This window comes from Mesorhizobium escarrei (assembly GCF_935825525.1).
GTDB classification, from domain to species: Bacteria; Pseudomonadota; Alphaproteobacteria; order Rhizobiales; family Rhizobiaceae; genus Mesorhizobium; species Mesorhizobium escarrei.
Genome location: NZ_CAKXZT010000116.1, coordinates 53,571 through 79,049, shown reverse-complemented (window position 1 = coordinate 79,049; position 25,479 = coordinate 53,571). Strand labels below are relative to the sequence as shown.

Annotated in this window: 23 protein-coding genes and 2 pseudogenes; 17 read left to right on the top strand and 8 right to left on the bottom strand. The window is 59.8% G+C overall.

The window, feature by feature from the left end; translation table 11 throughout:
• The first annotated feature begins 322 nt into the window (after positions 1-322).
• From nifW to NMG80_RS09360, 14 genes are all read left to right on the top strand, one after another.
• A complete protein-coding gene (nifW, locus tag NMG80_RS09425; RefSeq protein ID WP_254017842.1) occupies positions 323-703 on the top strand; it encodes a nitrogenase stabilizing/protective protein NifW in 381 nt (126 codons plus the stop codon).
• Between the two features lie 180 nt (positions 704-883).
• Positions 884-1,732, top strand: coding sequence for an electron transfer flavoprotein subunit beta/FixA family protein (locus NMG80_RS09420; protein WP_123150875.1), 849 nt, complete (start codon positions 884-886; stop codon positions 1,730-1,732).
• 18 nt (positions 1,733-1,750) lie between these two features.
• Positions 1,751-2,860, top strand: a complete 1,110-nt coding sequence (locus tag NMG80_RS09415) for an electron transfer flavoprotein subunit alpha/FixB family protein (protein WP_254017841.1) — start codon at positions 1,751-1,753, stop codon at positions 2,858-2,860.
• Between the two features lie 11 nt (positions 2,861-2,871).
• Positions 2,872-4,179 carry an FAD-dependent oxidoreductase gene (locus NMG80_RS09410; protein WP_254017840.1) on the top strand — a complete coding sequence of 436 codons (1,308 nt, stop codon included), beginning with the start codon at positions 2,872-2,874 and terminating at the stop codon, positions 4,177-4,179.
• Positions 4,180-4,191: 12 nt separating this feature from the next.
• Entirely contained in the window at positions 4,192-4,491 is a 300-nt protein-coding gene (locus NMG80_RS09405; protein WP_254017839.1) for a ferredoxin family protein, read from the top strand.
• A gap of 179 nt (positions 4,492-4,670) precedes the next feature.
• Positions 4,671-6,428 (top strand): nif-specific transcriptional activator NifA, encoded by a 1,758-nt coding sequence (gene nifA / locus NMG80_RS09400; RefSeq protein WP_436798575.1) that lies wholly within the window; start codon positions 4,671-4,673, stop codon positions 6,426-6,428.
• Positions 6,429-6,926: 498 nt separating this feature from the next.
• Positions 6,927-8,408 (top strand): nitrogenase cofactor biosynthesis protein NifB, encoded by a 1,482-nt coding sequence (gene nifB / locus NMG80_RS09395; RefSeq protein ID WP_254017837.1) that lies wholly within the window; start codon positions 6,927-6,929, stop codon positions 8,406-8,408.
• A 32-nt stretch (positions 8,409-8,440) separates the two neighbouring features.
• Positions 8,441-8,635, top strand: coding sequence for a 4Fe-4S dicluster domain-containing protein (locus NMG80_RS09390; protein WP_008878193.1), 195 nt, complete (start codon positions 8,441-8,443; stop codon positions 8,633-8,635).
• Positions 8,636-8,720: 85 nt separating this feature from the next.
• Entirely contained in the window at positions 8,721-9,041 is a 321-nt protein-coding gene (locus NMG80_RS09385) for a nitrogen fixation protein NifZ (RefSeq protein WP_254017836.1), read from the top strand.
• Positions 9,038-9,250 (top strand): putative nitrogen fixation protein NifT, encoded by a 213-nt coding sequence (gene nifT, locus NMG80_RS09380; RefSeq protein ID WP_254017835.1) that lies wholly within the window; start codon positions 9,038-9,040, stop codon positions 9,248-9,250. The genes NMG80_RS09385 and nifT overlap by 4 nt, the downstream gene beginning before the upstream one ends.
• A 38-nt stretch (positions 9,251-9,288) precedes the next feature.
• Complete coding sequence (locus tag NMG80_RS09375) at positions 9,289-10,173, top strand: SIR2 family NAD-dependent protein deacylase (protein ID WP_254017834.1); 885 nt, start codon at positions 9,289-9,291, stop codon at positions 10,171-10,173.
• Between the two features lie 93 nt (positions 10,174-10,266).
• Complete coding sequence (locus tag NMG80_RS09370; protein ID WP_436798574.1) at positions 10,267-12,129, top strand: ABC transporter ATP-binding protein; 1,863 nt, start codon at positions 10,267-10,269, stop codon at positions 12,127-12,129.
• Positions 12,129-14,033 carry an ABC transporter ATP-binding protein gene (locus tag NMG80_RS09365; protein ID WP_254017833.1) on the top strand — a complete coding sequence of 635 codons (1,905 nt, stop codon included), beginning with the start codon at positions 12,129-12,131 and terminating at the stop codon, positions 14,031-14,033. Before NMG80_RS09370 ends, NMG80_RS09365 begins: the two co-directional genes overlap by 1 nt.
• A gap of 180 nt (positions 14,034-14,213) precedes the next feature.
• Positions 14,214-14,573 carry an ATP-binding protein gene (locus NMG80_RS09360; RefSeq protein ID WP_301943262.1) on the top strand — a complete coding sequence of 120 codons (360 nt, stop codon included), beginning with the start codon at positions 14,214-14,216 and terminating at the stop codon, positions 14,571-14,573.
• Between the two features lie 170 nt (positions 14,574-14,743).
• Here the strand turns inward: NMG80_RS09360 and NMG80_RS09355 are convergent.
• The 3 genes and pseudogenes from NMG80_RS09355 to NMG80_RS09345 all read right to left on the bottom strand — a co-directional run.
• A pseudogene (locus NMG80_RS09355) lies at positions 14,744-14,998 on the bottom strand (IS110 family transposase); the annotation flags it as partial.
• Positions 14,999-15,138: 140 nt separating this feature from the next.
• Complete coding sequence (locus NMG80_RS09350) at positions 15,139-16,032, bottom strand: antitoxin (RefSeq protein ID WP_254017832.1); 894 nt, start codon at positions 16,030-16,032, stop codon at positions 15,139-15,141.
• A complete protein-coding gene (locus tag NMG80_RS09345) occupies positions 16,032-17,138 on the bottom strand; it encodes a hypothetical protein (RefSeq protein ID WP_254017831.1) in 1,107 nt (368 codons plus the stop codon). The genes NMG80_RS09350 and NMG80_RS09345 overlap by 1 nt, the downstream gene beginning before the upstream one ends.
• A 404-nt stretch (positions 17,139-17,542) precedes the next feature.
• Here NMG80_RS09345 and NMG80_RS09340 point away from each other — a divergent pair, with 404 nt between their 5' ends.
• The gene (locus tag NMG80_RS09340) at positions 17,543-18,316 is read left to right on the top strand and encodes a hypothetical protein (RefSeq protein ID WP_254017830.1); all 774 of its coding nucleotides are present in this window, start codon (positions 17,543-17,545) and stop codon (positions 18,314-18,316) included.
• 111 nt (positions 18,317-18,427) lie between these two features.
• On the opposite strand, the gene NMG80_RS09335 is transcribed toward NMG80_RS09340, so the two are convergent.
• From NMG80_RS09335 to NMG80_RS09325, 3 genes and pseudogenes are all read right to left on the bottom strand, one after another.
• Positions 18,428-19,054, bottom strand: a complete 627-nt coding sequence (locus NMG80_RS09335; protein ID WP_254017829.1) for a hypothetical protein — start codon at positions 19,052-19,054, stop codon at positions 18,428-18,430.
• A 133-nt stretch (positions 19,055-19,187) separates the two neighbouring features.
• Positions 19,188-19,515 (bottom strand): annotated as a pseudogene (locus tag NMG80_RS37790) (transposase); the annotation flags it as partial.
• A 191-nt stretch (positions 19,516-19,706) separates the two neighbouring features.
• Positions 19,707-21,965 (bottom strand): heavy metal translocating P-type ATPase, encoded by a 2,259-nt coding sequence (locus NMG80_RS09325; RefSeq protein WP_254017828.1) that lies wholly within the window; start codon positions 21,963-21,965, stop codon positions 19,707-19,709.
• A 70-nt stretch (positions 21,966-22,035) separates the two neighbouring features.
• On the opposite strand from NMG80_RS09325, the gene NMG80_RS09320 reads away from it, so the two are divergent.
• On the top strand, positions 22,036-22,458 hold the full coding sequence (locus NMG80_RS09320) for a MerR family transcriptional regulator (protein WP_254017912.1): 423 nt from the start codon (positions 22,036-22,038) through the stop codon (positions 22,456-22,458).
• A 129-nt stretch (positions 22,459-22,587) separates the two neighbouring features.
• Entirely contained in the window at positions 22,588-22,800 is a 213-nt protein-coding gene (locus NMG80_RS09315) for a hypothetical protein (RefSeq protein WP_367185938.1), read from the top strand.
• A 187-nt stretch (positions 22,801-22,987) separates the two neighbouring features.
• Here NMG80_RS09315 and NMG80_RS09310 read toward each other — a convergent pair whose 3' ends face one another.
• Both NMG80_RS09310 and NMG80_RS09305 read right to left on the bottom strand, forming a co-directional pair.
• Positions 22,988-24,103, bottom strand: coding sequence for a Fic family protein (locus NMG80_RS09310; protein ID WP_254017827.1), 1,116 nt, complete (start codon positions 24,101-24,103; stop codon positions 22,988-22,990).
• Positions 24,104-24,401: 298 nt separating this feature from the next.
• Positions 24,402-25,430 carry an LLM class flavin-dependent oxidoreductase gene (locus NMG80_RS09305; RefSeq protein WP_077378876.1) on the bottom strand — a complete coding sequence of 343 codons (1,029 nt, stop codon included), beginning with the start codon at positions 25,428-25,430 and terminating at the stop codon, positions 24,402-24,404.
• Positions 25,431-25,479: the final 49 nt, after the last annotated feature.

Here is a 25,479-nt window from a genome sequence, read left to right as displayed (position 1 = left end):
TATAACGCCCAAAACCTTGCGGACATCAAGGCGCGCAATCCGGCCGCAGCCGGCCCGTCTTCTCATTGGTGCTGGCGGCAAGACCTCGGTCGGGGCCAAGCGCAAGGTCGAGGGCCAATGCAGAGATAGTCGAGCCCATCCCGCTCGCCCGGCGCTGCGGGCATTGGCGCCCGTGCGCCACGCCCGGCCTGGGCACCGGATGCCCAGTCCTGTCGACGAAGCGATTGCCTCGCTGGCTCAGCGCATTTCGTTTACCAACCGCGGATTTCGCGACTGCAAAACAGAGCGTATCTGATCCCACAGTCCGACAAGGGAGAATGCAATGAGTTGTTTCGCTGACAGACGCCCCATCGATTTCACCAATATCCTCACGCGACTGAAAGGCCTGTCGTCCGCGGAGGAGTTCTTCGCTGTCGTTGGCGTCTCGTATGATCCGAAGGTGCTCAATGTTTCACGGCTCCATATCATGAAGCGTATGGGCCAATATCTTGCAGAGGAAGATTTCTCCGGTCTGCCCGACCAGGTGATCGCCGCGCGCGTGCGCGCCATGCTGGAACGCGCTTACGAGGACTTCGCGGTTTCCTCGCCGCTCACGCACCGGGTTTTCAAGGTGCTTAAAGACCACGATCCGGACAAACCTCACACGCCAGGCCGCACATTCGTTCCGTTCGAATCCGTCCTGAAGCGGTTCGGCAGGGAATAAGCGCGACATTGTTGCGACGCGACAATGTCAAGAAGCCGACAATTCGGGCATCGCAACGGCGCCTTCAGAAATGACCAGCCGAATTTCAGGGAAAAGAGGCCGCAAAACACTTGGCACAAATGATGCAGCCAAGAACTCGCACCGCCGGCCCGCATCGGGATAACAGCGTAGAGAACGCCAATGCACATCGTCGTCAGCATCAAGCAGGTGCCGGACTCGGCTCAGATACGGGTCCACCCGGTGACGAACACCATCATGCGCCAGGGTGTGCCGACCATCATCAACCCTTACGACCTATTTGCCCTGGAAGAAGCACTCAGGCTACGCGACGCTTATGGTGGGGAGGTCACAGTGCTCACTATGGGTCCGCCCATGGCAGAGGACTGCCTGCGCAAGGCGCTCGGCTACGGCGCTGATCGCGCGGTGCTTTTGACCGACCGCTATTTTGCCGGTTCCGACACACTGGCGACCTCCTTTGCTCTTTCCCAGGCAATCGCGAAGATTGGCGAGACGTTCGGCCCGCCGGACGTGGTCTTCACGGGCAAACAGACGATCGACGGCGACACCGCCCAAGTCGGGCCCGGCATCGCCAAGCGTCTCGATCTCTTTCAACTCACCTATGTCGCGAAAATCGCCTCCATTGATCTTGCTGCGCGCGAGATCACGGTCGAGCGCCGTTGCGAGGGCGGCACCCAGAAGCTGAAGAGCAGGCTGCCTTGCCTCATCACCATGCTGGAAGGCACAAACGAGATGCGCCGGGGCTCGATCGAAGACGCCCTGTGTGCTGCGCGCAGCCGGATTGTGAAATGGAGTGCGGCCGAGGCCGGCATTGAAGACCTCACCAAATGCGGCTTGCGTGGCTCGCCGACCGTCGTCAAACGCGTTTTCGCCCCTACCCCGCGGTCGGAAAAGGCGGTGCAAATTGACACCGCCGAGAAGACGCTGCGCGATCTCGCCGACGAACTGATTGGTGCAATTTTCACCCGCCAGCCGGCACTGGAACCGGAACTCGCCTTCGAAGCCGCGTGACGGCAAGGAGCAGACCATATGTCGAGCGCGAACCCAGACACCCCTCGCCCGCCCGCCGGCCGTGCCGGGATGAAGAAGGAGCTGCCCGAGCGTTTCAGGGACTATCGGCACGTTTGGGTTTTCATTGAGCTCGAACGCGGCCAGGTCCATCCCGTATCCTTTGAACTGCTTGGTGAGGGCCGCAAGCTGGCGGACAAACTTGGCGTCCAGCTCGCGGGCGCTGTGCTCGGACCGCCTGGAGAAGCCACCCAGAACGCAGTCGCCGAGGCCTTCGCCTATGGCGCCGACCTTGTCTACTTCGTTGAGGCGCCGCTGCTCGCCGACTATCGCAATGAGCCTTTCACCAAGGCAATGACGGATCTGGTTGATACTTACAAACCCGAGATCCTGCTTCTCGGTGCGACCACGCTCGGCAGGGATCTCGCCGGTTCCGTCGCGACGACCTTGCTGACAGGGCTAACGGCCGACTGCACCGAACTCGACGTGGATGCCGACGGTTCACTCGCCGCGACCCGTCCGACTTTTGGGGGTTCCTTGCTATGCACGATCTACACGCTCAATTACAGGCCGCAGATGGCGACGGTGCGACCGAGGGTCATGCCCATGCCGCAGCGGGCAGACAGAGCGATGGGGCGTGTCATCGCGCACGAGCTGTCGCTAGCCGAGGATGAAATCGTCACGAAAGTGCTTGGGTTCCTTCCGGATAGCCAGTCCGGGACCGCCAATCTCGCCTATGCCGATGTGGTGGTTGCGGGAGGACTCGGTCTCGGCGGGGCGGAGAACCTGCAGCTTGTGAAGAGTCTCGCGCGAGCGATCGGCGCCGAATTTGGCTGTTCGCGGCCGCTGGTCCAAAAGGGCTGGATGCCGGCCGATCGACAGATCGGCCAAACTGGCAAGACAATCCGGCCGAAGCTTTACATAGCGGCCGGTATTTCCGGCGCCATCCAGCACCGCGTGGGAGTTGAGGGAGCCGATCTTATCGTGGCCATCAACACCGACCCGAACGCGCCGATTTTCGATTTCGCTCACCTCGGTATCGTCACCGATGCGGTTCGCTTTCTGCCCGCACTGATCGAGGCCTTCACCCGGCGGCTTTCGCCGCACAGTCGCGACAAGCTTGCGAGCTAAGGGAGTTGGAGATGATCAAGGAAGAGTTCGACGCCATTGTCATCGGCGCCGGCATGTCCGGGAACGCAGCTGCCTACACTATGGCAAGCGACGGCTTGAAGGTACTCCAGTTGGAGCGAGGTGAATATCCGGGCTCCAAGAACGTCCAAGGCGCCATCATGTACGCGAACATGCTGGAGAAGATCGTCCCGGATTTCCGGGATGATGCACCGCTCGAGCGGCATCTGGTTGAACAGCGGCTCTGGGTGATGGACGAGACCTCCCACACCGGGATTCACTATCGGTCGGACGACTTCAACGAGGTGAAGCCCAACCGCTATACGATCATTCGTGCCCAGTTCGATAAATGGTTTTCGCGCAGGGTGCGCGGGGCCGGCGCGACGGTTCTGTGCGAGACGACGGTGACGGAACTCGTCCGCGACGCCAAGGGCAAGGTGATCGGCGTCCGCACGGATCGGGCCGGCGGAGCGATCTACGCGGACGTAGTTGTTCTTGCAGAAGGTGTCTGCGGGTTGCTTGGCACGCGGGGCGGTCTGCGCAAGATGCTGAAGCCGGAAGCGGTGGCACTCGCAGTCAAGGAGATGCATTTCCTGCCCGAAGAGGTCATTGAGCAGCGGTTCGGGGTCAAAGGGAGTGAAGGCTGCGTGATCGAGGCAGTCGGCACGATATCCCACGGCATGGCCGGACTCGGGTTCCTCTACACCAACAAGGAATCGATCTCACTGGGCATCGGCTGCCTCGTCTCGGATTTCGCCGCGAAGATGGAGAGCCCATACGGCCTCCTCGACGCGCTGAAAAACCATCCTTCGATCCGGCCGTTGATCGCCGGTTCGGAGGTGAAAGAATACGCGGCGCATCTCATTCCCGAAGGTGGCTACAAGGCTATTCCGCAGCTCTTTGGCGACGGTTGGGTCGTTGTCGGCGATGCCGCGCAATTGAACAACGCCGTTCACCGCGAGGGCTCTAACCTCGCCATGACCTCGGGTCGCATCGCGGCTGAGGCTATCATCCAGCTGAAGAGACGCAACGATCCTATGACCAAACGGAACCTCGCGCTTTACAAGACGATGCTGGATAAATCCTTCGTGGTCAAAGACCTGCGGAAATACAAAGACATGCCAGCTTTACTCCACACTAACGCCTGTAATTTCTTCACGACCTATCCGCGGTTGATGTCACAAGCCGCGCAGAACTTCATGCGTGTCGACGGCACGCCAAAGATTGAAAAGGAAAAGGCTACCACGGCAGCCTTCATCAAGGCGCGCTCGCGGTTGGGGCTGGTCAGCGACGCGATCCGGCTGGCATTGGCGTGGCGGTGAGGCACTGAACACATGACCAACCCAGTGAGGATATTACGTGTCGAGGACAAGCTCTACCAGAACCGCTATCTGGTGGACTCCGGCCGTCCGCATATAAATGTGCGACCGCACGAGCAACCAAGCGCGAATCTGCTCGCGCTGACCCGCGTCTGTCCAGCGAAATGCTATGAGTTGAACGACAAAGGTCAAGTTGAAATCACGGCCGATGGCTGCATGGAGTGCGGCACCTGCCGCATTTTGTGCGAGACCAGTGGCGAGATCGAATGGAACTATCCGCGCGGTGGCTTCGGTGTCCTCTTCAAGTTCGGATAATCGGCGTTCGCACCGTTTGATGGGTGTGCAACTGTGTACTCCTGAGGTTACGACCGAGCGCCAACCTTTGCTTGCACCATCTCGCAAAGGGAAGAGCGGGTGAACACTGTGCTTCCAGAATTGAAAAGGAAAAGGCGCTTGGGAGGAGCACCCTGGACCACAACCGCTGAGGTGTTTTCATGGCTCACATACGGCCGGTTGATCGGGTCAACGGAGTAGGACCTCGAGACACCTTCCGCAAACCCGCCAGTGATGGGATGTTCGAAGCAGATGACTGGCTCAGGGGAATCTACGAGGTGTCGAAGGCGCTGACGGCTCCCGCCCGGCTGGACATTACGCTTGCCAATGTCGCGAACACTCTCCCGTCGTTTGTGCAAATGCGTCATGGAGCAATCTTTGTCCTGGACTCTGAAGGTGAGCCGGAGATCGCCGCGAGTGCTGGCAGCGGCCCATCAGGCACTCACCCCATCATACCAAAGGCGGCAATAGATCAAATCGTCGCTACGGGCACGCGGCTCGTCATCGCGGACCTCAGCACGTCCGAGTTGTTTCAGGCCGAGCTTCAAACACGTCCTGGTGTCAATTCCCTCCCAATGGCCTTTATCGGCGTCCCGGTTAAGGCTGAGGACAGGATCCTTGGGTCGTTGTCGATCGTAAGAGACAGCGCAAACGGGTCCCGCTACGATGAGGACATCTGCTTCCTGACGATGGTGGCCAACCTCGTCGGCCGCACTATTCGCCTCCATCGCGGCTTGACTAGGGATCGTGAGCGGCGCGTCGATGAGAGCTGGACAGCGGAGAATTCGTCCGATGAGGACCGGACCGACCCCGTCCCGCATGCGCCCGTCAAGATGGATGGGATCATCGGGGAGAGCCCCGCACTCAAGCAGGTGCTCGAAACCGTCTCCATTGTAGCAAGGACCAATTCCACCGTGCTTCTGAGGGGCGAGAGCGGCACCGGCAAGGAGTTTTTCGCGCAAGCCATACACAGGCTCTCGCGCCGGCGGAGGAAGTCTTTCGTCAAGTTGAACTGCGCCGCACTGTCGGAAAGCGTTCTGGAGTCGGAGCTGTTCGGACATGAAAAAGGCGCCTTCACAGGGGCAATTTCCCAGCGCGCCGGCCGTTTTGAACTGGCAAACGGGGGAACGCTGCTACTCGACGAAATCGGCGAGATTTCGCCTGCCTTCCAAGCCAAGCTGTTACGCGTCTTGCAGGAAGGCGAACTGGAGCGTGTTGGCGGTACCAAGACGCTGCAGGTCGACGTGCGACTTATATGCGCCACCAACAGGGATCTCGAGTCGGCTGTCGTAAACGGGGATTTCAGGGCCGACCTTTATTATCGCATCAATGTGGTGCCAATCATCCTGCCTCCGCTCCGAGAGCGACCGGGGGATATCCCTCGCCTTGCGAACGCCTTCCTCGAACGATTCAACAAGGAGAACCATCTCGAACTCGCCTTCGCGCCGTCGGCGCTCGAGTTTATCTCGCAATGCTACTTCCCTGGTAATGTCCGCGAATTGGAGAACTGCGTGCAAAGGACGGCCACGCTAGCGCGCTCAAGGACAATCGCTCCATCGGATTTTGCCTGCAACAATAACCAATGCCTATCTTGGCTCCTCTGGAAAAAAGCTGATCATTCGCTCAGCGGCAATACCGGCAACCAGCGCTTTCGAAGCAATATAATGCCCGCCGGATTGTCGATGCCGGCCGGGCGCTTCGGCGCCCCGCAGGATAATGTACGACCCCATACTGCCGACCCTGCAAACGATCCCGCTCTCCCTGCAATAGGCCCGCGCCTGACGGAACGCGATCGGCTGATCGGCGCGATGGAGAAGGTCGGCTGGGTTCAGGCCAAGGCCGCCCGCGTCCTCGGCGTCACGCCGCGACAGGTCGGATACGCTTTGCGCCGACACGGGATCGAGGTGAAGAAATTCTAGCGTTCTCATGACGTGGAGAACGAGAACACTGCGCCAGCTACGCGAAATGTGTCGGAGCCCGGGCCAAAGCTGCGCGAGCGTGTGATGCTGTCACACCCCCTTCATCACCCGCCCTTGCCGGCGTCTTGCCGATCGCAGAAAGGAGTCACCCACTCTCCTGAATCGGAACCATGCAGACCCAGGTGAGCAGTGGCGACTTCACCACGGACGAGTTCGCCGTCGCTGAGAGCGACATCCTCGTCGGAAGACCGTTCGGAAGGAAGGTTGAGGGCGATCACGGCCGAGCGGTCGACGCGGGATTTCTATCTTGAACTTATGTCCGGCCGGGTCGTCTTCCTCACCTTCTAACATAGCCCTGTTAGAAGTCCGACAAAGCTATGTCGGAGCAACTCCATGATATCCGACGCGCAAAGCCAATTCGTGAACTAGCGCCACCTTTTCAGTTGGCATTGCTCTTGCGCTTCGAACCGCGACGTTAACCCGTAACGGAGCCGTTCAATGGCCGCACCGGTGATTTCAGTTGAGAGCCTGACCGGCGCGAGGTTCTCCGACCAGTTGCTGGTGAGCGCGAAGTCGGGTGGCTGCGCATCTTCCTCCTGCGGGTCGTCGACAAGGCCGGACGATGTGGATCCGGCCATCTGGGACAAGATCAAGGATCACCCGTGCTTTTCAGAAGAGGCGCACCACTATTTCGCGCGCATGCACGTCGCCGTCGCGCCGGCCTGCAATGTCCAGTGCAACTACTGCAATCGCAAATATGACTGCGCCAACGAAAGCCGGCCCGGGGTTGTCTCGGAAAAGCTGACACCCGATCAGGCGGTACGCAAGGTGATCGCGGTCGCGAATGAAGTGCCGCAGCTTTCCGTGCTTGGCATCGCCGGACCGGGCGATGCCTGCTACGACTGGGAGAAGACGAAGGCGACTTTCGAACGCGTCGTCAGGGAAATCCCCGACCTCAGGCTTTGCGTCTCCACGAACGGGCTCGCGCTGCCGGACCATGTCGACGAGCTTGCCGACATGAATGTCGATCACGTGACGATCACGATCAACATGGTCGATCCGGAAATCGGCGCAAAAATCTATCCCTGGATTTTTTACGATCACCGCCGCTATTGCGGCATAGAAGCCGCCAGAATTCTGCACGAGCGGCAGATGCTGGGATTGGAGATGCTCAGCGCACGCGGCATCCTTACCAAAATCAATTCGGTGATGATCCCTGGAGTGAATGACCAGCACCTGATCGAGGTGAACAAGTGGGTCAAGCAGCGCGGCGCGTTCCTGCATAACGTCATGCCTCTGATCTCGGACCCGGCGCACGGCACCCACTACGGGTTGACCGGGCAGCGTGGCCCAAATGCAATGGAGATGAAGGCTCTTCAGGATCGTCTCGAAGGCGGCGCCAAGTTGATGCGCCACTGCCGGCAGTGCCGGGCAGATGCCGTCGGCCTGCTGGGTGAGGATCGTGGCCAGGAATTCACGCTCAGCCATATCCCCCGTGAGCTCACCTACGATGCCAGCAAGCGCGAAGCCTATCGGGAGTTGGTGGCGGACGAGCGCCGTGATCACCTGGCGGCCAGGAGCGAAGCGGTCGGAGTGGTGAAGACAGCGGGTTCCGGGAAGTCCCTTCTCATCGGTGTGGCGACTAAGGGCGGCGGCCGCGTCAACGAACACTTCGGCCATGCCAAGGAATTCCAGGTGTATGAAGCCTCGACGCGGGGGATCAAGTTTGTCGGGCACCGCAAGGTTGAGCAGTATTGCCTCGGGGGTTGGGGCGAGAAGGCCACTCTCGACGGGGTCATCGCTGCGCTGGAAGGCGTAGACATAGTGCTTTGCGTCAAAATTGGAGATTGCCCCAAGGATCAGCTCGCGGCCGCCGGTATCCGAGCAACCGACGCTTACGGCCATGACTACATCGAAACGGCAATCAGCTCGATTTACGCCGCCGAGTCCGGCGTCCAGGCACTCGCGGCGACGGCCTGAGCCCATCTCATTTACTCGAATCAGGAGTCAAAATGGCTTTCAAGATCATCGCATCCCAATGCACACAATGCGGCGCCTGCGAATTCGAATGCCCGTCGGGTGCGATCAAGTTCAAAGGCGAGAGCTACGTGGTCGAGCTGCAGAAGTGCACCGAATGCGAGGGAGCTTTCGACACGCAGCAATGTGCTTCGGTGTGTCCTGTGCCGAAGACCTGCGTTCCCGCCTGAGTCCACTGGGTACCCACACAAGTGGCTGCCCAGGGGAATGCCTGCGCGCCTCATCAATGACAGTAGCTCAGAGAACCAAGGAACCATGTGGCTCGCACGCGAACAGGAGGTGGAAATCCGCAGACCTCCCCAATTTCAGCCCGGAGAGCGGGTCCGTGCCACTCGCCACATTAAGAATGACGGCACCTATCCTGGCCGGGAGATCGGCGAAAATCTCGTGCGCAAGGGCGAAGAGGGTTATGTGCGCGACATTGGCACGTTTCTACAGCAGTTCTTCATCTACGCGGTCGAATGGATCGACCGTGGGACGGTCGTCGGCATGCGAGCGCGTGAATTGACGAGCCTCGACAAAGCCGACGCTCCCTGCAGTGTCGAAGAAAACGCCAATAAAGGAACGGCCGCATGAAAGTAATGATCCGCCGGACCGAGGCCGGGTTGTCGGCGTATGTCTCCAAAAAGGATCTCGAGGAGCCGATTATCAAGTTCGAGAACCAGGACCTGTGGGGCGGGGTCGTAACGCTCAGGAACGGCTGGCGGCTCCTCCTTCCCGATCTTCCGCCGCATACGCGTCTGCCGATCACCGTCGAGGCAAGGAAGCTTTCCGACGGGGACTGATGCCGCCCGTCAATGAGAGGCGTCAAGAGGAAACGAGCATGAACACGATCCCGACCTCGGGCCACCTAGTCGTCGTCCGGGACAGTTTTGCCCGAAAGCTGCTTGAGCTGGCCAGACGAGCGTTAGTCTCCGATCAGGTGATCCCGTATCTCGGTCCGGGTCTCCTCCGGCTCAGCTCCGCGGAGCCGCCTGTACCGTGTACCCCCGAAGCCGTTGCCAAGGCACTCAACACGCGGGCGCCAGCCCCTTCGAAGATCCGCACCAATATGTGGTCGGTCGCGCAGTTCATCGAACAGCGCCGGCATCGCCGCACACTTCAAGCTTGGATGACTGATATATTTGCGGGGCCGGCGGCGCCGAGCATCCTCCACGCCTGGCTCGCAAAACTCCCGCTCTCCCTCATCATCGACAGCTGGTACGAAGGCGCCATGCGCGCGGCGCTGGCAGAGGCCGGCCGAACCGACGTCGTCGAGATACAAGGCGTTACGCGGGCGAACGAAGTTGGCGACATTTGGACCAGAACTTACGACTTGTCGGGAAGGGAACTCGAGGCTGGAGCAGCGACAAAGACGGTTCTCTATGCGCCACATGGCAGTATTAGGCCGGCCGCAAATTTCCTCATCGCCGATTCCGACTATGTCGAAGCCCTGACTGAAATCGATATCCAGACCCCTATCCCTGACGTGGTCAAAGAACGACGCGTCGACCGGGGCTTTTTCTTCGTCGGCTGCCGCTTCAATGATCAGATGCTGCGCACTTACGCCAGGCAGATCATGAAGCGCTCAGAAGGCCCCCGTTACGCGATAATGGACGGGCAAACGCTGACCAGAAACGAAGCCCGTTTCCTTGCGGCAAGCGGAATCACGGTGATCGACATGCCAGCGAGCGAAGCCGTGGCGCAACTCGCCGGATCAGCATCTTGAGCCGATGGTGGCCAGGATCAACTTGGAGGGACGTCTTTGATGTGAGTCGACCGGCTCGCTTCCGAAGGCGCAAAATTCAGTCGGGGGCACTCGGTGGGCAGTGATGCTGTTGGCACGACCTCTCTCAAATCGTCCGCGCATGTAAAAGCGGCCGGGTGGGGCCGGGGCTTGAGCACGCTACTGCGCATTACGCGCATGAATTTGAGGCACCCGTGGCAGGTCGCGTTAGCTATCGGTTCGACGATGGTAGCCGTAATCCTGCAGTTGCTCATTCCCCAGCTTCTCGGCCGGGCTGTCGACCAGACCCAGGTAGCCATCGGGGGCGGTGTCACGGTGACGGCTGCAGAACAAGCCCTCTGGACTCCTGCTCTCCTGCTGCTCGGCGCGAGTACGCTACGCGGCCTCTTTACGATGGCGCAAAACTACTTTGCCGAAGCCGTCGGGCACCACGTCGCGTACGAACTGCGGCTTGCTTGTTACGACAAGGTCCAGCGCCTGAGCTTTTCCTTTCACGACCGGGTGCATTCAGGCGACCTGATCACCCTCGGCATCCTCGATCTCGACGGCGTGCGGATGTATTTTTCCACCGCCCTGGTTAGGTTCTTTCTGCTCACCATGCTGATCGGGATAGGCGCCTGCATGATGATCTCAACCGATCCGGTGCTCGGTTTGATCGCGCTGAGCTTCGTGCCTTTCGTAGCCTGGCGATCGTCGGTCACCCAGCTTAAGCTACGCGCCATCTGGCTCGACCTGCAGGAGCGGCTTTCCGTCCTGGGCCGCGTGATGGAGGAAAATCTCGCAGGCATCCGCGTTGTCCGGGCGTTTTCGGCACAGTCTTATGAGATGGCGAAGTTCGACATCGCCTCGACAAACGCGCTCGAACTCGCGCACGAGCAGGTTGACGTGTACGTGCCCAATACGTCGGCAATGACCCTGGCCTTCTTTGTCGCCATGGGGTTGGTCCTCTGGATCGGTTGCGACAAACTCATCGCCGGCCAGATCAGCGTTGGAACGCTCACGACGTTCCTGACGTTCATGACGATCCTGCAAATGCCCGTCCGCCAGATCGGCCTGATGGTCAACGGCTTCGCCCGCGCTTACACTTGCGGTTCGCGCCTCTTCAGTCTGCTCGACCAGGACATCACGATCGGGGATGCTTCCGGTGCAAGACCGCTCGAGATCGGTGAAGGCACTCTGCGCTTCGACAATGTCTCGTTTGCATATCCCGGCACCGGAAACCGCGTCATTCTAAAGAATATTACCTTCTGCGCCCGTAGGGGCGAGACGATCGCGATCGTGGGTCCGCCAGGTTCTGGCAAGTCGACAATGGCTCACCTGATCCCCCGCTTTTACGACGTCACTGGTGGCACCATCATGCTTGACGGGCAGGACATCCGCGGGGTCACCCTCGCATCGCTTCGCAAGGCGGTCGCGGTCGTACAGCAGGATGCATTCCTGTTCACAACCACGATCGAGAACAACATCGCTTATGGCGACCCCTGGGCGAAGGAACAGCCGATCGAGCGCGCTAGCGAATCCGCCCAGTTGCACAATTACATTCTCGGCCTCCCCGATGGCTACAAGACAGTCGTCGGCGAACGTGGCGCCTCTCTCTCTGGCGGCCAGCGTCAGCGTCTCACCATAGCTCGCACGATGATGTTGCGCCCATCAATCGTCGTTTTCGACGACTCAACGGCCGCGATCGACGCCGCCACAGAGCAGCGGATCCGCGCGGCGATACGGCGTTTCGCCAAGGATAGGGTCACGATCATCATCGCCCACCGGCTGAGTTCACTCAAGCACGCCGACCGGATTCTGTTTGTCGACAACGGCGAGATCGTGGAACGCGGCACCCATCAAGAGCTTTTGGCCAAGCGAGGACGCTATAAGGCCCTTTATGATCTTCAGTTGCGCCCGGGAGATGACATTGCGACCACGTTTGGAGGCGCGCCCTGATGGCCAAGCGGCACGCCAACGAACTCGAAATCGAACCGAATGATAGCGGTAGACGCCCTCCGCGCGCGGTCGTCGGGTCCCATCGCATCGAGGAGGAGATCTTTGGCCGGGCTTTCGACAAGAACATCATTCGCCGCATATGGGCCTTCGTTCGTCCCTACCGAGCCATGGCGGTCGTCTCGCTTGCCGCATTGCTGATTTTCACTGGCACGCAGCTTCTCATCCCGCTGATAATCCGCTACGCGATCGACCACGCCATAACTCCGGCAGGCGCTGATGCCTCCGCCCTGCTTGAGGCAGCCGTCGCATTTGCGCTTGCCATTCTGGTTAATTTCGGCGCCGCCTACGCGCAAGAAACCGTGGTAGGGAAAATGGCCGAGAACGTCCTCTTCGACATCCGCCGCGCCATGTTTGCCCATCTGCAGAAGGTATCGCTCTCCTTCATGGACAAGACCGAGGTAGGACGCCTGATGTCTCGCCTTCAGGGCGACGTCAACTCTATCCACGAATTCCTCGAAACCTCAATCTACTCCGTAGGGGATATTGCGCTTCTCTTCGGCATCATTTTCGTAATGCTGTGGGTCAACTTCAGCCTCGGCTTTCTGACGCTCTCGGTCCTGCCGGCCCTGTTGATTATCCGCATCGTCTGGCTGCCGCGTGCCCGCGAGGCCTTCATGGCTGCACACGAGACCAATTCAGTCGTCAACGGCGCGTTGGCCGAAGCCATTCACGGCGTGCGCACCGTCCAGTCCATGGACCGCCAGCACGTAAATTTTTTACTGTATGACGACAAGGCACATGCCGACCTCAGGACTCACCTGACCGCTGCCAGGTATGCACAGGTCATGGTGCCGATCGTTGATAGCCTCACGGGCGTGGCCATGGCCGTCGTCATTGTGGTCGGCGGCTCCATGATCATGAATGGCCGCATCGATGTGGGCGTATTGGTCGCCTACATATTCTATATCCAACGCTTCTTTGATCCAATTCGCTCACTTACCATGCAATATTCGGTCATGCAGCGCGCCATGGCCTCCGGCAAGCGCCTGACCGATGTCCTCGACGTCAGGATCGAAATCCAGGACAAACCGGATGCCAGGATCCTTGCGCCAGAAATGAACGGCTCGGTCGAGTTCAGGAGCGTCACGTTCGGGTACGATCCCAAACAGCCGGTGCTGAAAAACGTCTCCTTCCGGGTCAATCCCGGCGAGACGGTCGCCTTGGTCGGGCCGACCGGCTCTGGTAAATCGAGCGCGATGGCCCTCGTCCACCGCTTCTATGATGTTCAGCAAGGCCAAGTGCTGGTTGGCGGAGATGATGTGCGCGATCTCACCCAGGAATCGCTCGGCACTCAGATCGCTATGGTGCTGCAGGAGCCGTTTCTGTTCACCGGGACGGTTTTTGAGAATATCCGCTACCACAAGACGGAAGCTACGCGGGAGAAGGTGATCGAGGCCGCCAAGGTGGTCGGCGCCCACGACTTAATCATGAGACTTCCCGACAGGTATGAAACCCAACTCGGCGAACGCGGCGGCAACCTTTCTCTCGGCCAGCGCCAGCTTGTCAGTTTCGCCCGCGCTCTCGTCGCAGACGCCAAGATCCTTGTTCTTGACGAGGCCACCGCCAGCATCGACAGCTACACGGAAATGCTGATCCAGAAGGCTCTGAGAAAACTCCTGGAAGGCCGCACTGGCCTTGTCATCGCTCACCGGCTCGCCACAATCCGTGATGCCGACCGCATCATCGTACTTCAGAATGGCCAGGTTATTGAGACCGGCAACCATGAAAAACTGATGGCTATGGGCGGGCTCTATTCCAAACTCTACAATCTGAACTACTCGTCATTCGACGACATTCCCGAAGAGGAAGCCGATCCGACCGGACAAGCCGCCTCTCGTACCTGATGCTCCTTGCCAGCCGTATCTGACCGTCCAGGGGCACCGGCGAAAGCGCGGACAGCGATTGCGCTAAATCCCGGGCGGCCATGGGAACCTGATCATCACCGGCCAGACCGGAACCGGCAAGTCGTGGCTGGCCGGCGCCTTCGGCCGGCAAGCAGCAGGGCTCGATCGTTTCGGTGCTCTATGTGCACGTGCCGTCCTGTTCGAGGATTGCGCTCGCCCATCCCAGTGGACGCTTCCCACGCCTTCGACAAATTCACCCGCGCGCAACTGCTCGTCCTCGATGGCTTCGGAACCCACTCCCTTACTGAGCAACAGCGCTCGCATCTGTTCGAAATCGTCGAGGAACGATATCGCCGCACCGCCCATGTCCCGGTGGCCAGATGGCATTACCTCATCGCACACCCATCGTCGCCGACGCCATTTCTCGAACGGATTGTGCATAACGCACACCGCACACCGCATGGTGCTCCAGGGCGACAGAATGCGGAGAGCAAAAAGGCCGGCGCCCCTAAACCGGCCTCCGCATGGGGCCATTGTTGAGGAGCAGCGCGCCAAGCGAAGCAACGACGATTTTTCCATTCACTCATAGGTCAGTCGGAACCGCATTGTGAAGCCTATGCATCCGCAGTGCGGCGGGGAGCGCCAGCTGACAAGCCTGCGCTCGGCCGCCATCCTACGGCCGACACTGGCGATGTCGGCTCTCGCCGAGTAGCGAGTGCCTCAGCATTGCCGTCCATCAACTCGGCCGACAGCGGATCGTCCGCCACCGCGGAGCGCACCGCCTGATCGAATGCCGCGCGCCCGAACTTGCTCAGGCGGATGCCGAACGACTTCGGCGAGTGCCGGATGGCGTTCTACAAGTCGAGGAACTTGGCCTTCAGGTTGCGCCGGTACGTCGGCAGAAGCTGCGTGGGATGGCAGCTTTCCGGCTTGATGTAGACCTGGCGGAACCAGCCAGTGCGCATCCCAACGTGTAACATTAATAGCTGGCAGTCAGCATTGTAACGGGCGCTTCCGAGCAGCGATGATTCCTATTCCGGAGGCTTCGAGCGGATCAATTACCCCTAATTGCTCTACCTTCCAGCAAGCTCCATAAAAAGCTTGATCAGCTCTTGATTTCCTTCAGCAGGCGCATGACGAGATCCGCAGCACGCCGCTGCCGTAGGATCCGTTCCTCCCTCGTCTCCGCATCTTCGCCGAGTTCAAATTTCGCGACAGCGACCGGTCCATCTTTCGTATAGCCTTCTGTTTTGCCATCGTCGGTGAAACGCTTCTCAAGGATTTGGAGGGCAGTCGCCACAGCCTCTTTGTGCCTTCCTCCGAGCGCAGCTCTGAACGCCTTCACAGCGCCTTCCAGCCCGCCGTCAAAATGTTCAAGACAGTAGACCAAATCGTGCGCATCCTTGCGCTCGTGCCGCTGATCGAGTGCGTAGGACTTCAGGCAGGTGAAGCTGACGATATCGGCATGACGAATGGTCTCTGTCGCAACGCCATTCTCGCCCAACAACTCGGCACTGATGACCTTGGCCTCATAATGATCGAAGACCATCGAGGAATGCGGAATGTTGAGCGCGGAAATATTGCCCTCGGTGGGGAGCGGCTGAACCTTGCCGCCTTTCAGGGCGGGATCATCGGCCAGCAACTCGAGGATGATCGTGGCACCGGTTTCCGTGTTGGCTTGCCAGCGCCAGGACACTTTTTCGCCCTGGGCGTTTTCACCACGCTCAAACTTCAGTTTTTTGAAGTTCTCCTCAAGCGAATGATAGGCGCCGGTGTCGGCAAGCATCTGCAGCTCGACGACGATATCGACGTCGCCGGTGCCGGCATGGGCCGGAACTTCGGGTGGCTTGGCCTTTACAAGATAGCGCGGTGTGAGCCCGCCGACGAGATAGACCGAGTCCTTCCACGGCCCCAGGCCACGAAGAAGCGTCACGAGGACGCGTTCGCAGTTCTCCGTCACTTCGCTTTTGTAGCCACTTGCTTGGTCCGGTTTGCTCATCAGAAACCGATCCTTTCCTGGCGCAGATGCTCCGCCATCTCCTTGCCTCGTCCGCCACTGCGCAGCAGGTCGAGATAGACCTGAATGGGGCTGGCGAGCCAAAGGCCGTCGACTTGTTCTCGGAACAGAAACTCGCCCCGCGAACTGGTCTCGATAACAATGAGATTGGCGCCTTCATTGACGGGCCGGGCGTCAAGCTCCGCATACAACTCATCGAGCCCGTGGCCGGAGGCGAGGCGACACGTCAGACGCGAGACGGTGGTCAGAAACGGAGCGTAAAACTGAGCCGCACTTTGCTCAGTGATGGCATAGTCGATGACGAGCATTTCCGAGATTTCGGCGAGGTGACGGGCAATGGCGTCATTGTCGCTCGACGGAACGTAAAAGCGCCGATCGGCTGGCCGGCGCGGCGCGGCCAACACCTGCTTTTGCCACTCGTTCAACAGAGCGGCCGGCTCATCGAGACGCCGCTCCTTTGAGGGACCCTGGCCTTTCACGCCCACCCACTCAAAGCGCTCCAATTCCACCAGGGTTTCCGAGGCGGTCGCGGGTGAGACTCGTGCAAGTTTGGCAAGGTCCTTGACACTGAACCAGTCCAAATGGCGGATCAGGAGTGCGTGAAGCACCTGAGAGCGCTTGCCCTTGAACAGGCTGCCGACTGTCTTCTGCACCGTCTTGGAAGGCGGCTTTTCGATGTAGATGTAAGCGCCGCGCGCTGGGAGGAAGAGACTTCCACCAAGCTCATAGAACCCGCAATTCTCCTCCTTCAGGAGATCCTTGGCGCCAGGCGAAATCGATTCGGCGACAAGCAAAGGCACGATGTGACGTTCGCTGCTCCCCTGCCCCGCCACATTCCGATATCGACTGATCTGCCACAGCAGTTGCTGGGCATCCCGTGGGAAGACCGACTTCTTGACCTGGACGATCAGGCGATAGTTTTTGTCGCCGGCGCTGAACTCGACTTCGGCATCAATTCCCCTGTCCGGCCCTGTCGTCGCCAGGTGCGCGGCCGTCTGGCGGGCATCGACATGGGGCAGCGCGCGGAGGGCGTCAACTAGCCTCTCCATTGCTTCCTCTTCGAAGGCCTCATGCTCAAAAGTCTGCATTCTCACACATTCGCTGCGCAGTGGATATCGTGGTTTTACCGAATATTCGCCAAAAAGTCAATATTTGCTGTGCCGTGAATATCGACTTTGGCTCGAATGGTCATTGGCGTTTTAGCGACCCAAACATGTCACGGATGCTGCCGATCTCGCTCGGTCCGTCGAATCCTCGGCTACCGGATCAAGCGGCTCGGACTGTGGCGCCAGTACACTGGCAAGCAGATCAAACTAACTCCGGGCTGAAAATAGACGCCATCGGCCGCGGTCCCCTTCGATCAGCCGTCAGGCACGGCTGTGGAGATGCCGCCGATTCCCGGATACCTTGTTCCAAATTGCGCTTTTTTTCCTGCATCGATGCGATCATGACGAGGCGCGGAGCTTTCAATAACACCCGGAACTGAATATTCATGACTTCGGACGTCGAAACAGCTCCTCGTGCCGGCGGAACGTTCCTGTTCAAAGAGAGCGAAGGACCCAATGGCGGTCCCGGCAGGACGATCAGCTTCGCTGGCGTCGATATTCAGCCGCGGAGCTATGCGGAACTTGCAGCTGCGTCCTCCAATCTGCCTATCACGATCCAGCTCGATATGTACAACGGGGAGATCCTTCATACTGATTTCAACGGTGTCGATCCGGGCACGGTGGTCCACGTCAGCACCACTCTTGAGAGCCGTTTCACCTCGCGAGCGATCGGGCTTGTGAAAGGCGGATGGCTGCCTTCGGCACTGGCAACGATCAAGGCCGACTCCATAATTCTGGTCGACCGTAATGTCGTGACTGAGATCGTGAGCCGGTTTGAAAGTGGCGTGAAGAAGGGCCGCGAACCCGATTTCCTCGACCTGTTCGAAGACAGCCCCATCCGCATTAATCCGATGCTCTGCGCTCTCGAAGGCAACAGCCGTCGAATGCCCGATCCCCATGAGACGAAGGCGCAGATCGACGAGGCGGTCAATAAGCTGAGACGCGCTTTGCCCAAGGCCGAAATCGTCGTGGGAGCTAAGAGTCTGGAAGGTGTGCTAGGCCTGATCGAAAACACCCGCGCCAGCTTCAGCCGAAAAAATGCCATGTTACTTGAGCTTGCGCCAACACTCTGTGCGCCGACTAGTCGCAAAGACGTTGCGGCCCGTATCGCGAGCGTCATCGAGGCAGCAGACCGGTTCGATGTGTCACGCAAATCTTAACTCGTTCTCGCAATTGCAAACTCGATTGCGGTGCCGAACGGGTGCAGCCCTACTTTCACTCTGTTGAACTTGCAACCCGGCTACTCAGGCGAGGACGCATACAACGCCCTATCAGATCTTCGGTCGCTCGAGATTCTCATCCACCTTTTTGCGCTGTTTCCCGGCGAGATCGTGCAACTTTGCACGGCGGACCGCGACTTGGCGTTGCTGTGGTGCGGAATGCAGGCATCCGACTTCCAGACGGTCGGTCGCGGCGTCGCCTTTGATATTGCGCCGGTCGAGGCGTTGCTTCCGCGCGGTGCCTTGGAGGTTTGGCACAACGCTGTTGCCGGTTTGTCCTAATATTGAAACGGCAGAGCTGATCCTAGGAGTGCCAATGGCGGTTGCCGGGGCTTTGGCCCTGGGCATGTGGGTAGCCGCCGGTAATCCCCAATGTGCCTGGAGGCGACGGATCCGCGCTGCGAACCAAGACAGCGCTCCTATACTCGTCGCCCAGAGTTTCGCCATCGTTTCGCTTAGCGGCCTGAATTGCTCGTCGCGTTGCGCACGGGCCGAGCCACGAGCGGACTGTATCATCCTTGGCAATGAGGTCGCCCAGAGCGAGCCAAACATTGTTGTGCTTATCGCTTGCTGTTGGGCGCGTAGGTGGTCCTCTAGCAGCTTGTGCCGCGAAATGTATCCGGCGTTCACGCCCGGGATGGCGTGGTTCATCAGCAGGCGCGCGTCGAACTCCGACACGCCAGCAGGCGTCGCCAGCGTCCTGAATGTCTGCCGCAGGTCATTGCGCCACTTGCTTAGAACGTCCCGATCTTCCTTCTGCTCGGCCAGATGTCCGCTTTCGCTGTCTGCGGGGAAGAGCCAACTATTGGCTTCAAAGGGAAAGACGTAGCGGCCAAAGCGGATTGCCCGCGTCGCTCCGCATCGCGTGCATGATCACCGGCCAGCTTGCGCGCCACCGCGAAGCGTTTTGCGATCTCCCGGCCTCACCTCTTGACCATATCGTTGCCTTTGAAGCGCGTCATCAAACCGGACGTCGCATCGTAGAGCGCGCGCCGCTCGTCCACCTCACCGGCCTTCGATATCCGGCCTTGAACGTCAATCGAAGTGCCCGACATCCAGCGCCGCGAAGTCAGCCCGAAGGCCGCGACGTCGCGCGAGCGGCGGAAGTCGGGGATGGCCATGAAGCGCCGGCACGGCTCGCTGCGAGATGCAGCAAGAGACCTACCCCCATCAGCACGCCGGCTAGCAGCAGCCGGACAGTCAGCGGCTCACCCAAAAGGGCAATCGCCAGAAATGCCCCGATCAACGGCGCGAGCCAATAATAAGCGCCGGCTCGATGCGAATGATTGTTGCTCATCGAGCCGTCCCAAAAGACATAGAAGGCGGCAATCTACACCCCACCTTTCCAGCGCAACAGCCGCATGGCGTTGGCTGTCACCAGCACCGTCGCGCCTGTGTCGGCGAGAATGGCGGGCCACAGGCCGGTGATGCCGACTACGGTCGTCACCAGGAACACCGCCTTCAGCCCCAACGCCATGGTGATGTTCTGCTTGATGTTGGCCATGGTCGCCTGAGACAGTTTTATCATCGCCGCGACATCGCCGACGCGGCCATGCAGCACCGCCGCATCTGCCGTCTCCAGAGCGACATCGGTGCCGCCGCCCATGGCTATGCCGATGTCGGCCGCGGCGAGCGCCGGCGCATCGTTGATGCCGTCGCCGACCTTAGCGACCGTCAGCCCCTGCCCTTTCAACTCGCCGACAATGCGCTGCTTGTCTTCGGGCAGCAGTTCCGAGCGCACCTCGATACCGAGTTGCTTGCCGATTGCCGCCGCCGTGCGCTGGTTGTCGCCAGTCAGCATGACAGTCCTGATGCCAACATCGGTCAGCGCCTTGAGGCCGGCCTGCGCGTCCGGCCGAGGCTCGTCGCGCATGGCGATGAAACCGGCCAGCACATCATTGATCAGCAGCACCGACACCGACTTGCCCTGGTCGTTGAGTTCGGCGATGCGGGCCGCCTGCTCGGTCGGCAGCGCGACCTTCTCGCCTCCAGCGATCGGCGAGCCCAGGAAGACGTTCTTACCGCCAATGCGACCGACGACGCCCTTGCCGCCGAGCGCCTTGGCCTCCACCGCTGGCGGCACCGGCACGCGATCGGCCTTGGCCTTTCGCAGGATAGCCAGGGCCAGCGGATGGCTCGATCCGGTTTCGAGTGCAGCGGCCAGCGACAGCACCTCTTCGCTGATCCCGATGGCCACGACATCCGTCACCACGGGCTTGCCTTCAGTCAGCGTCCCGGTCTTGTCCCAAGCCACGGCGGTGATCTTGCCCAAGCCTTCCAGCACCGCGCCGCCTTTCATTAAAAGACCACGCCTGGCGCCGGCCGAGAGCGAGGCGGCGATTGCCGCCGGCACCGATATGACGAGGGCGCAGGGGCAGCCGATGAGCAGCAGCGCCAGGCCTTTGTAGATCCATTCGTTCCAGTCGTCGCCGAAGGCCAGCGGCGGGACGACGGCCACCAGAGCCCCCACTGCGACGACGGCGGGCGTATACCAGCGTGAGAAACGGTCGATGAAGCGTTCCGTCGGCGCCTTGCTTTCCTGGGCCTCCTCGACCAGCTTGACGATGCGGGCGATGGTGTTGTCGGACGCCGCAGCCGTGACGGTGATGCGCAACACGCCGTCGCCATTGATGGTGCCGGCGAACACGTCCGCGTCGACGCCCTTGCGCACCGGCACGCTTTCCCCCGACACCGGCGATTCATCGATGGCGCTTTCGCCCTCGATGATCTTGCCGTCGGCTGGAATGCGATCGCCCGGCCGCACCAGAATGACGGCGCCAACCCCAAGGGCTTCGGCCGGAACTTCGCGCGTGGCGCCATTCTCCTCCAGGAATGCCGTCTTGGGCACCAGCGTGGTCAGCGCCTCGATGCTGGAGCGCGCCTTGCCGGCGGCCACGCCTTCCAGCAACTCGCCGACGAGGAACAGGAAGACCACGGTGGCGGCTTCCTCGCCGGCACCGATGATGACGGCGCCGATCGCCGCGATGGTCATCAGCATTTCGATGGTGAGGGGAATGCCGGCGAGCGTGGCCATCACAGCTCGCCGTGCAATCGGCACCAGTCCGATCAGCATGGCGGCAATGAAAAGCCAGACGCCGGTGGCCGGCCAGATATAGTGAATCGCAAAAGCTGCGGCCAATGCGGCGCCGCTGGCGATGCTCAGCCGGCCTTTGGCGCTGTTCCACCAGGGCCCCGTGGCCGGCGTGTGGTCGTGGCCATGCAAGCCCTCCACGTCGTCGTGGTCATCTTTGGCTGTGCCGGCATGGTCGCGGCCAGCATGGTCGTGGCCAGCGTGGTCGTGGCCAGCGTGGTCATGGCCGCCTTTGGTGCCGTGCCCGGCCGGTTTGGCATTCTGTCCGGCTTCGCTCGTGAGCTGAGCCACAGAATAGCCGAGGCCCGTCACCTTCTTTTCGATCGCGGCGAGGTCGCTTTCGGCAGTGTGCCTGACGGTCATGGTGCCGGCAGTGACCGAGACGTTCACATCCTGGACGCCATGCATGCGCCGCAGCGCGCTATCGATTTTCGTCGCGCAGCCGGCACAATCCATGCCTTCAACGCGATAACGGGTTTGTGCGGCGGTTGCAGCCATCGTCTCACTCCTTGAACCATTCCAGCGGCACGCTACATTCTCTAGCGACTAGAGGAGCAAGCGAAAAATGATGCGCAGTGTCCCGATTGGCGAAGCGGCACGACAGAGCGGCGTGAAAGTGCCGACCATCCGCTACTATGAGCATATCGGCCTGCTGCCCGCGCCGAACCGCACCGAGGGCAATCGACGGCACTATGAGACGAGCGATTTGCGCCGGCTGGCGTTTATTCGCCATTCACGCGAGTTGGGGTTCGACATCGAAGCCATCCGCACCCTGCTGACGTTGCAGGATAATCCCAGCCAGCCCTGCGCCACGGCCGACACCATAGCCCAGGCGCGGCTGGCCGACGTCGTTCAGCGGATACGCAGCCTCACGGCATTGAAGGCCGAACTGGAACTCATGGTCGAAGGCTGCCGGCGCGGGAAGGTCGGCGAATGCCGGGTGATTGAGGTGCTGGCCGATCACAGCCAATGCGAACACGCCCGGCACTGACTGGACCCGATCTCGAACGATCTAATCATTCGTGAGCCGGCCTTTCCGCCACCATCCAGGTCATGAGGCGCGACTGCACGGCGAGGTGATGATTTTGACCACGGCTAAGCCACCGAGTTGAAGTGCGGCTTGCACTTCGGCAATTGTCCGGAATCGGTAGCAGCGGCCCTCTATTCCTTTGCATCGGCGCGTCACAAGGACGTGATTTGCTTTGCCCATGTAACAAACCAGATGGGCCAGACCGAAGGTGATTTTGAGAAAGGCGAAGCCGACGGCACCGCCGATGCGTTGGCCGTTATTGCTTCGGTCGCCCGAAGTGCCATGAAGATTGCCGAAACTTGAAGATGAAAACGCGCTGGCACCGCAACCGTTGCCCTGAAATTCTCAGCGAAATGCAGACGGACCCGTTTAAGTCGGACTTGGTGCGCTCAGGCTTTGCCCAGCGCGATTCTGAATTCATAGACCTTTTTGCTCAAAACTTCGCACGTGTCGCTGCGCGAGTAAGGTGGCAATAAACCTGTGCTGCGGTTTACCTGCGGTCATCCAGAATGTTCAGGGCGTAACGCGTGTGTCGCCGTTCGCCAGTTCTTATCATCGCGCCCTTGGAAACGAGGTCTTGCAGATCTCTTGTCGCCGTGGCGCGCGATGCTTGAGTGATGGCGATATAACTCTCGGCGCTGAGCCCTCCTTTGAACCCGTCGATGCCTTCGCGGAACATTCGGGCGATGACCTTTTCCTGCCGCTCGTTGAACTGGTTTCGGTAGCGTTCGTAAAACTTGGCTTTAGCTACGGAGAATTCGACGCGGACCAGCGTTACGCGTTGCGCTTCAAGGATCGTGTTGGCAAAGTAGAGCAGCCAATTTGTTACCGCGTTGCTCTTATTGCTGGCCTGCAGGTTGTCGTAGTAGGCCTTGCGGTGGCGTTCGATCGTGTATGCCAAAGCGATGAGACTTGGCTCACCCAGGCTTTGAGCAAGCGCCTTTTCGCAGAGGGCACGGCCTATGCGGCCGTTGCCATCCTCAAATGGGTGGATGCTCTCGAAATAAAGGTGCACGATACCGGCTCGCGTCAACGCCGGGAGCGGCGTCTTACCTTTAGGCGCGGTATCGTTGAACCAAGCGGCGAAAGCATCCATTTCGGCTTTTACCCGCGCTGAGGGAGGTGCCTCGAAATGCACTTCGGGCTTATCCAGCCGATTGGAAACAATCTGCATGACGTCGGCATGCTGGCGGTAATTGCCAATGGTCTCAATACGCCGTTCCCCCGACATCACCATCTTGTGCCAAGCGTAGAGAGTGCGATGCGAGAGGACATGGCCAAAATGTAAATACACGTCGGCCATCATTTCCGCGATGCCGCGCTCGGCAGGCGGAATGCGCCTGTTCTCGCTGCCCAGCCCAAGTTGCTGGCGCAGGGATGATTGCAGACTCTCGCGGTTGAGGTATTTCCCTTCAATCGCGGATGTCTTCAAGGCCTCTTCACTGATAAGATCGATGCGTATCTGGTCGCGATCGTCAGAACCGACGTGCCGAAAGACACCCAGGAACTCACCCGATCGCAGCAGGAATTCCCTTTCCAGCGGTTCCAATTCTTCCTTATCGTAGGTAAAATGCGGCCAGTCAGCCTGCTCCCAATTCCATACCATGAGTTATAGCGCACCTTTCTATAACTCATAGTGCCTTAAATAATGAGCTATAGCAAACTTCTCTATGCCCAGAAACCGGGGCTTTGCCCTGGTACGCACAGGTTCGCCCTCTCTTGCGAAACGAAATCGGGGCGATTTCTTAATCGGCAGGCCGGTCGCTCCAAGTAACTAGGGCCTCCACAAGCGTGCGCGCCCTCCACCCACACAGCAAGCACTATATCGGCATCATGCGCGGAACCGGGAAGGTGATGGTGCGCCGGAGAAAATTCAACTTCGAACACGGAACGCGCATTTCACGTCAGGTAACACGAGCCATGATTTCAGATTGGATCGTCCTTGCGGTGTATAGCGAAGCGTCTAAGGACAGATTCCCAAATGCAAGTTGGCAAAGTAGATAATTAGCACCGGCCTCTTCGAGCTGATCAAGAAGAGCTTGTCGCGCAGAAGATGCCGTTCCTACCACGCACAATTCGCTCTCGATTGCTGCATCCAAGCTCAGCGGCAGATTTGGCGGCGTCTGGAGCGCATTGAGGTCGTAGAGGAACCTGAAGCTCTTGAGCCATCGTTCGTAAGCGGGTGCCGCGAGCGCATATGCATCTGTTTCCGATCGCGCGATCACGACCATGCGGAGCATTCCAAGAAATGGCCCTCGCTCGTCCGCGTCGGCACTGCGCTCCCGGCAGGCTCGGAATGCATCAGTAATTCTGCGAACAGAAGAGGCAGGTCCCAGGCACGCGATGTTGGCGCCACTTGCAGCGGCCCAGCTGGCCGACTCGGGTCTATTGGTGGCGATCCATGTCGGTGGATGGGGGCGCTGATGAGATCTCAGCGTCAAAGGGACGTCATTCAGCTCAAAATGGCGGCCGCGATAGGACAGCGTGTCGCCCTTCATCGCCTTAATAAGGATTTCGCTGGCTTCCGCATAGTGACCTGGCGCCGCCTCCGCAGCAATCCCGAAGTAACCCAGTTCGACTGGAAGAGAGCCGCGCCCTATACCCAGTTCGACCCTGCCACCACTCAACTGGTCCAGCATGCAGATCTCCTCGAACGCACGCAGTGGATGATAAAGGGCAAGGAGCATTACCATCGGGCCGACGCGAAGGTGCCGGGTGCGCTGGACGACGCTGGATAAGAACAGATTCGGCGATGGGCCCCTCCCGTGCGGAGTGCAGTGGTGCTCTGCCAGATGATATGCATAGAAGCCAAGCTGATCGCACGCCTCTGCTAAACTCAGGCGATCGGCGTATTGCCGGGCAATCTCGCAGCCGTCCTCGTCCAGATGGTCGAATATGCCGATGGTCAGGCCCCGGGGGAAGGCATTCTTCACGAATTTTCTCCAACTCTTTGCAACGGTTCGTGGCTCGCAATGGTGCAAG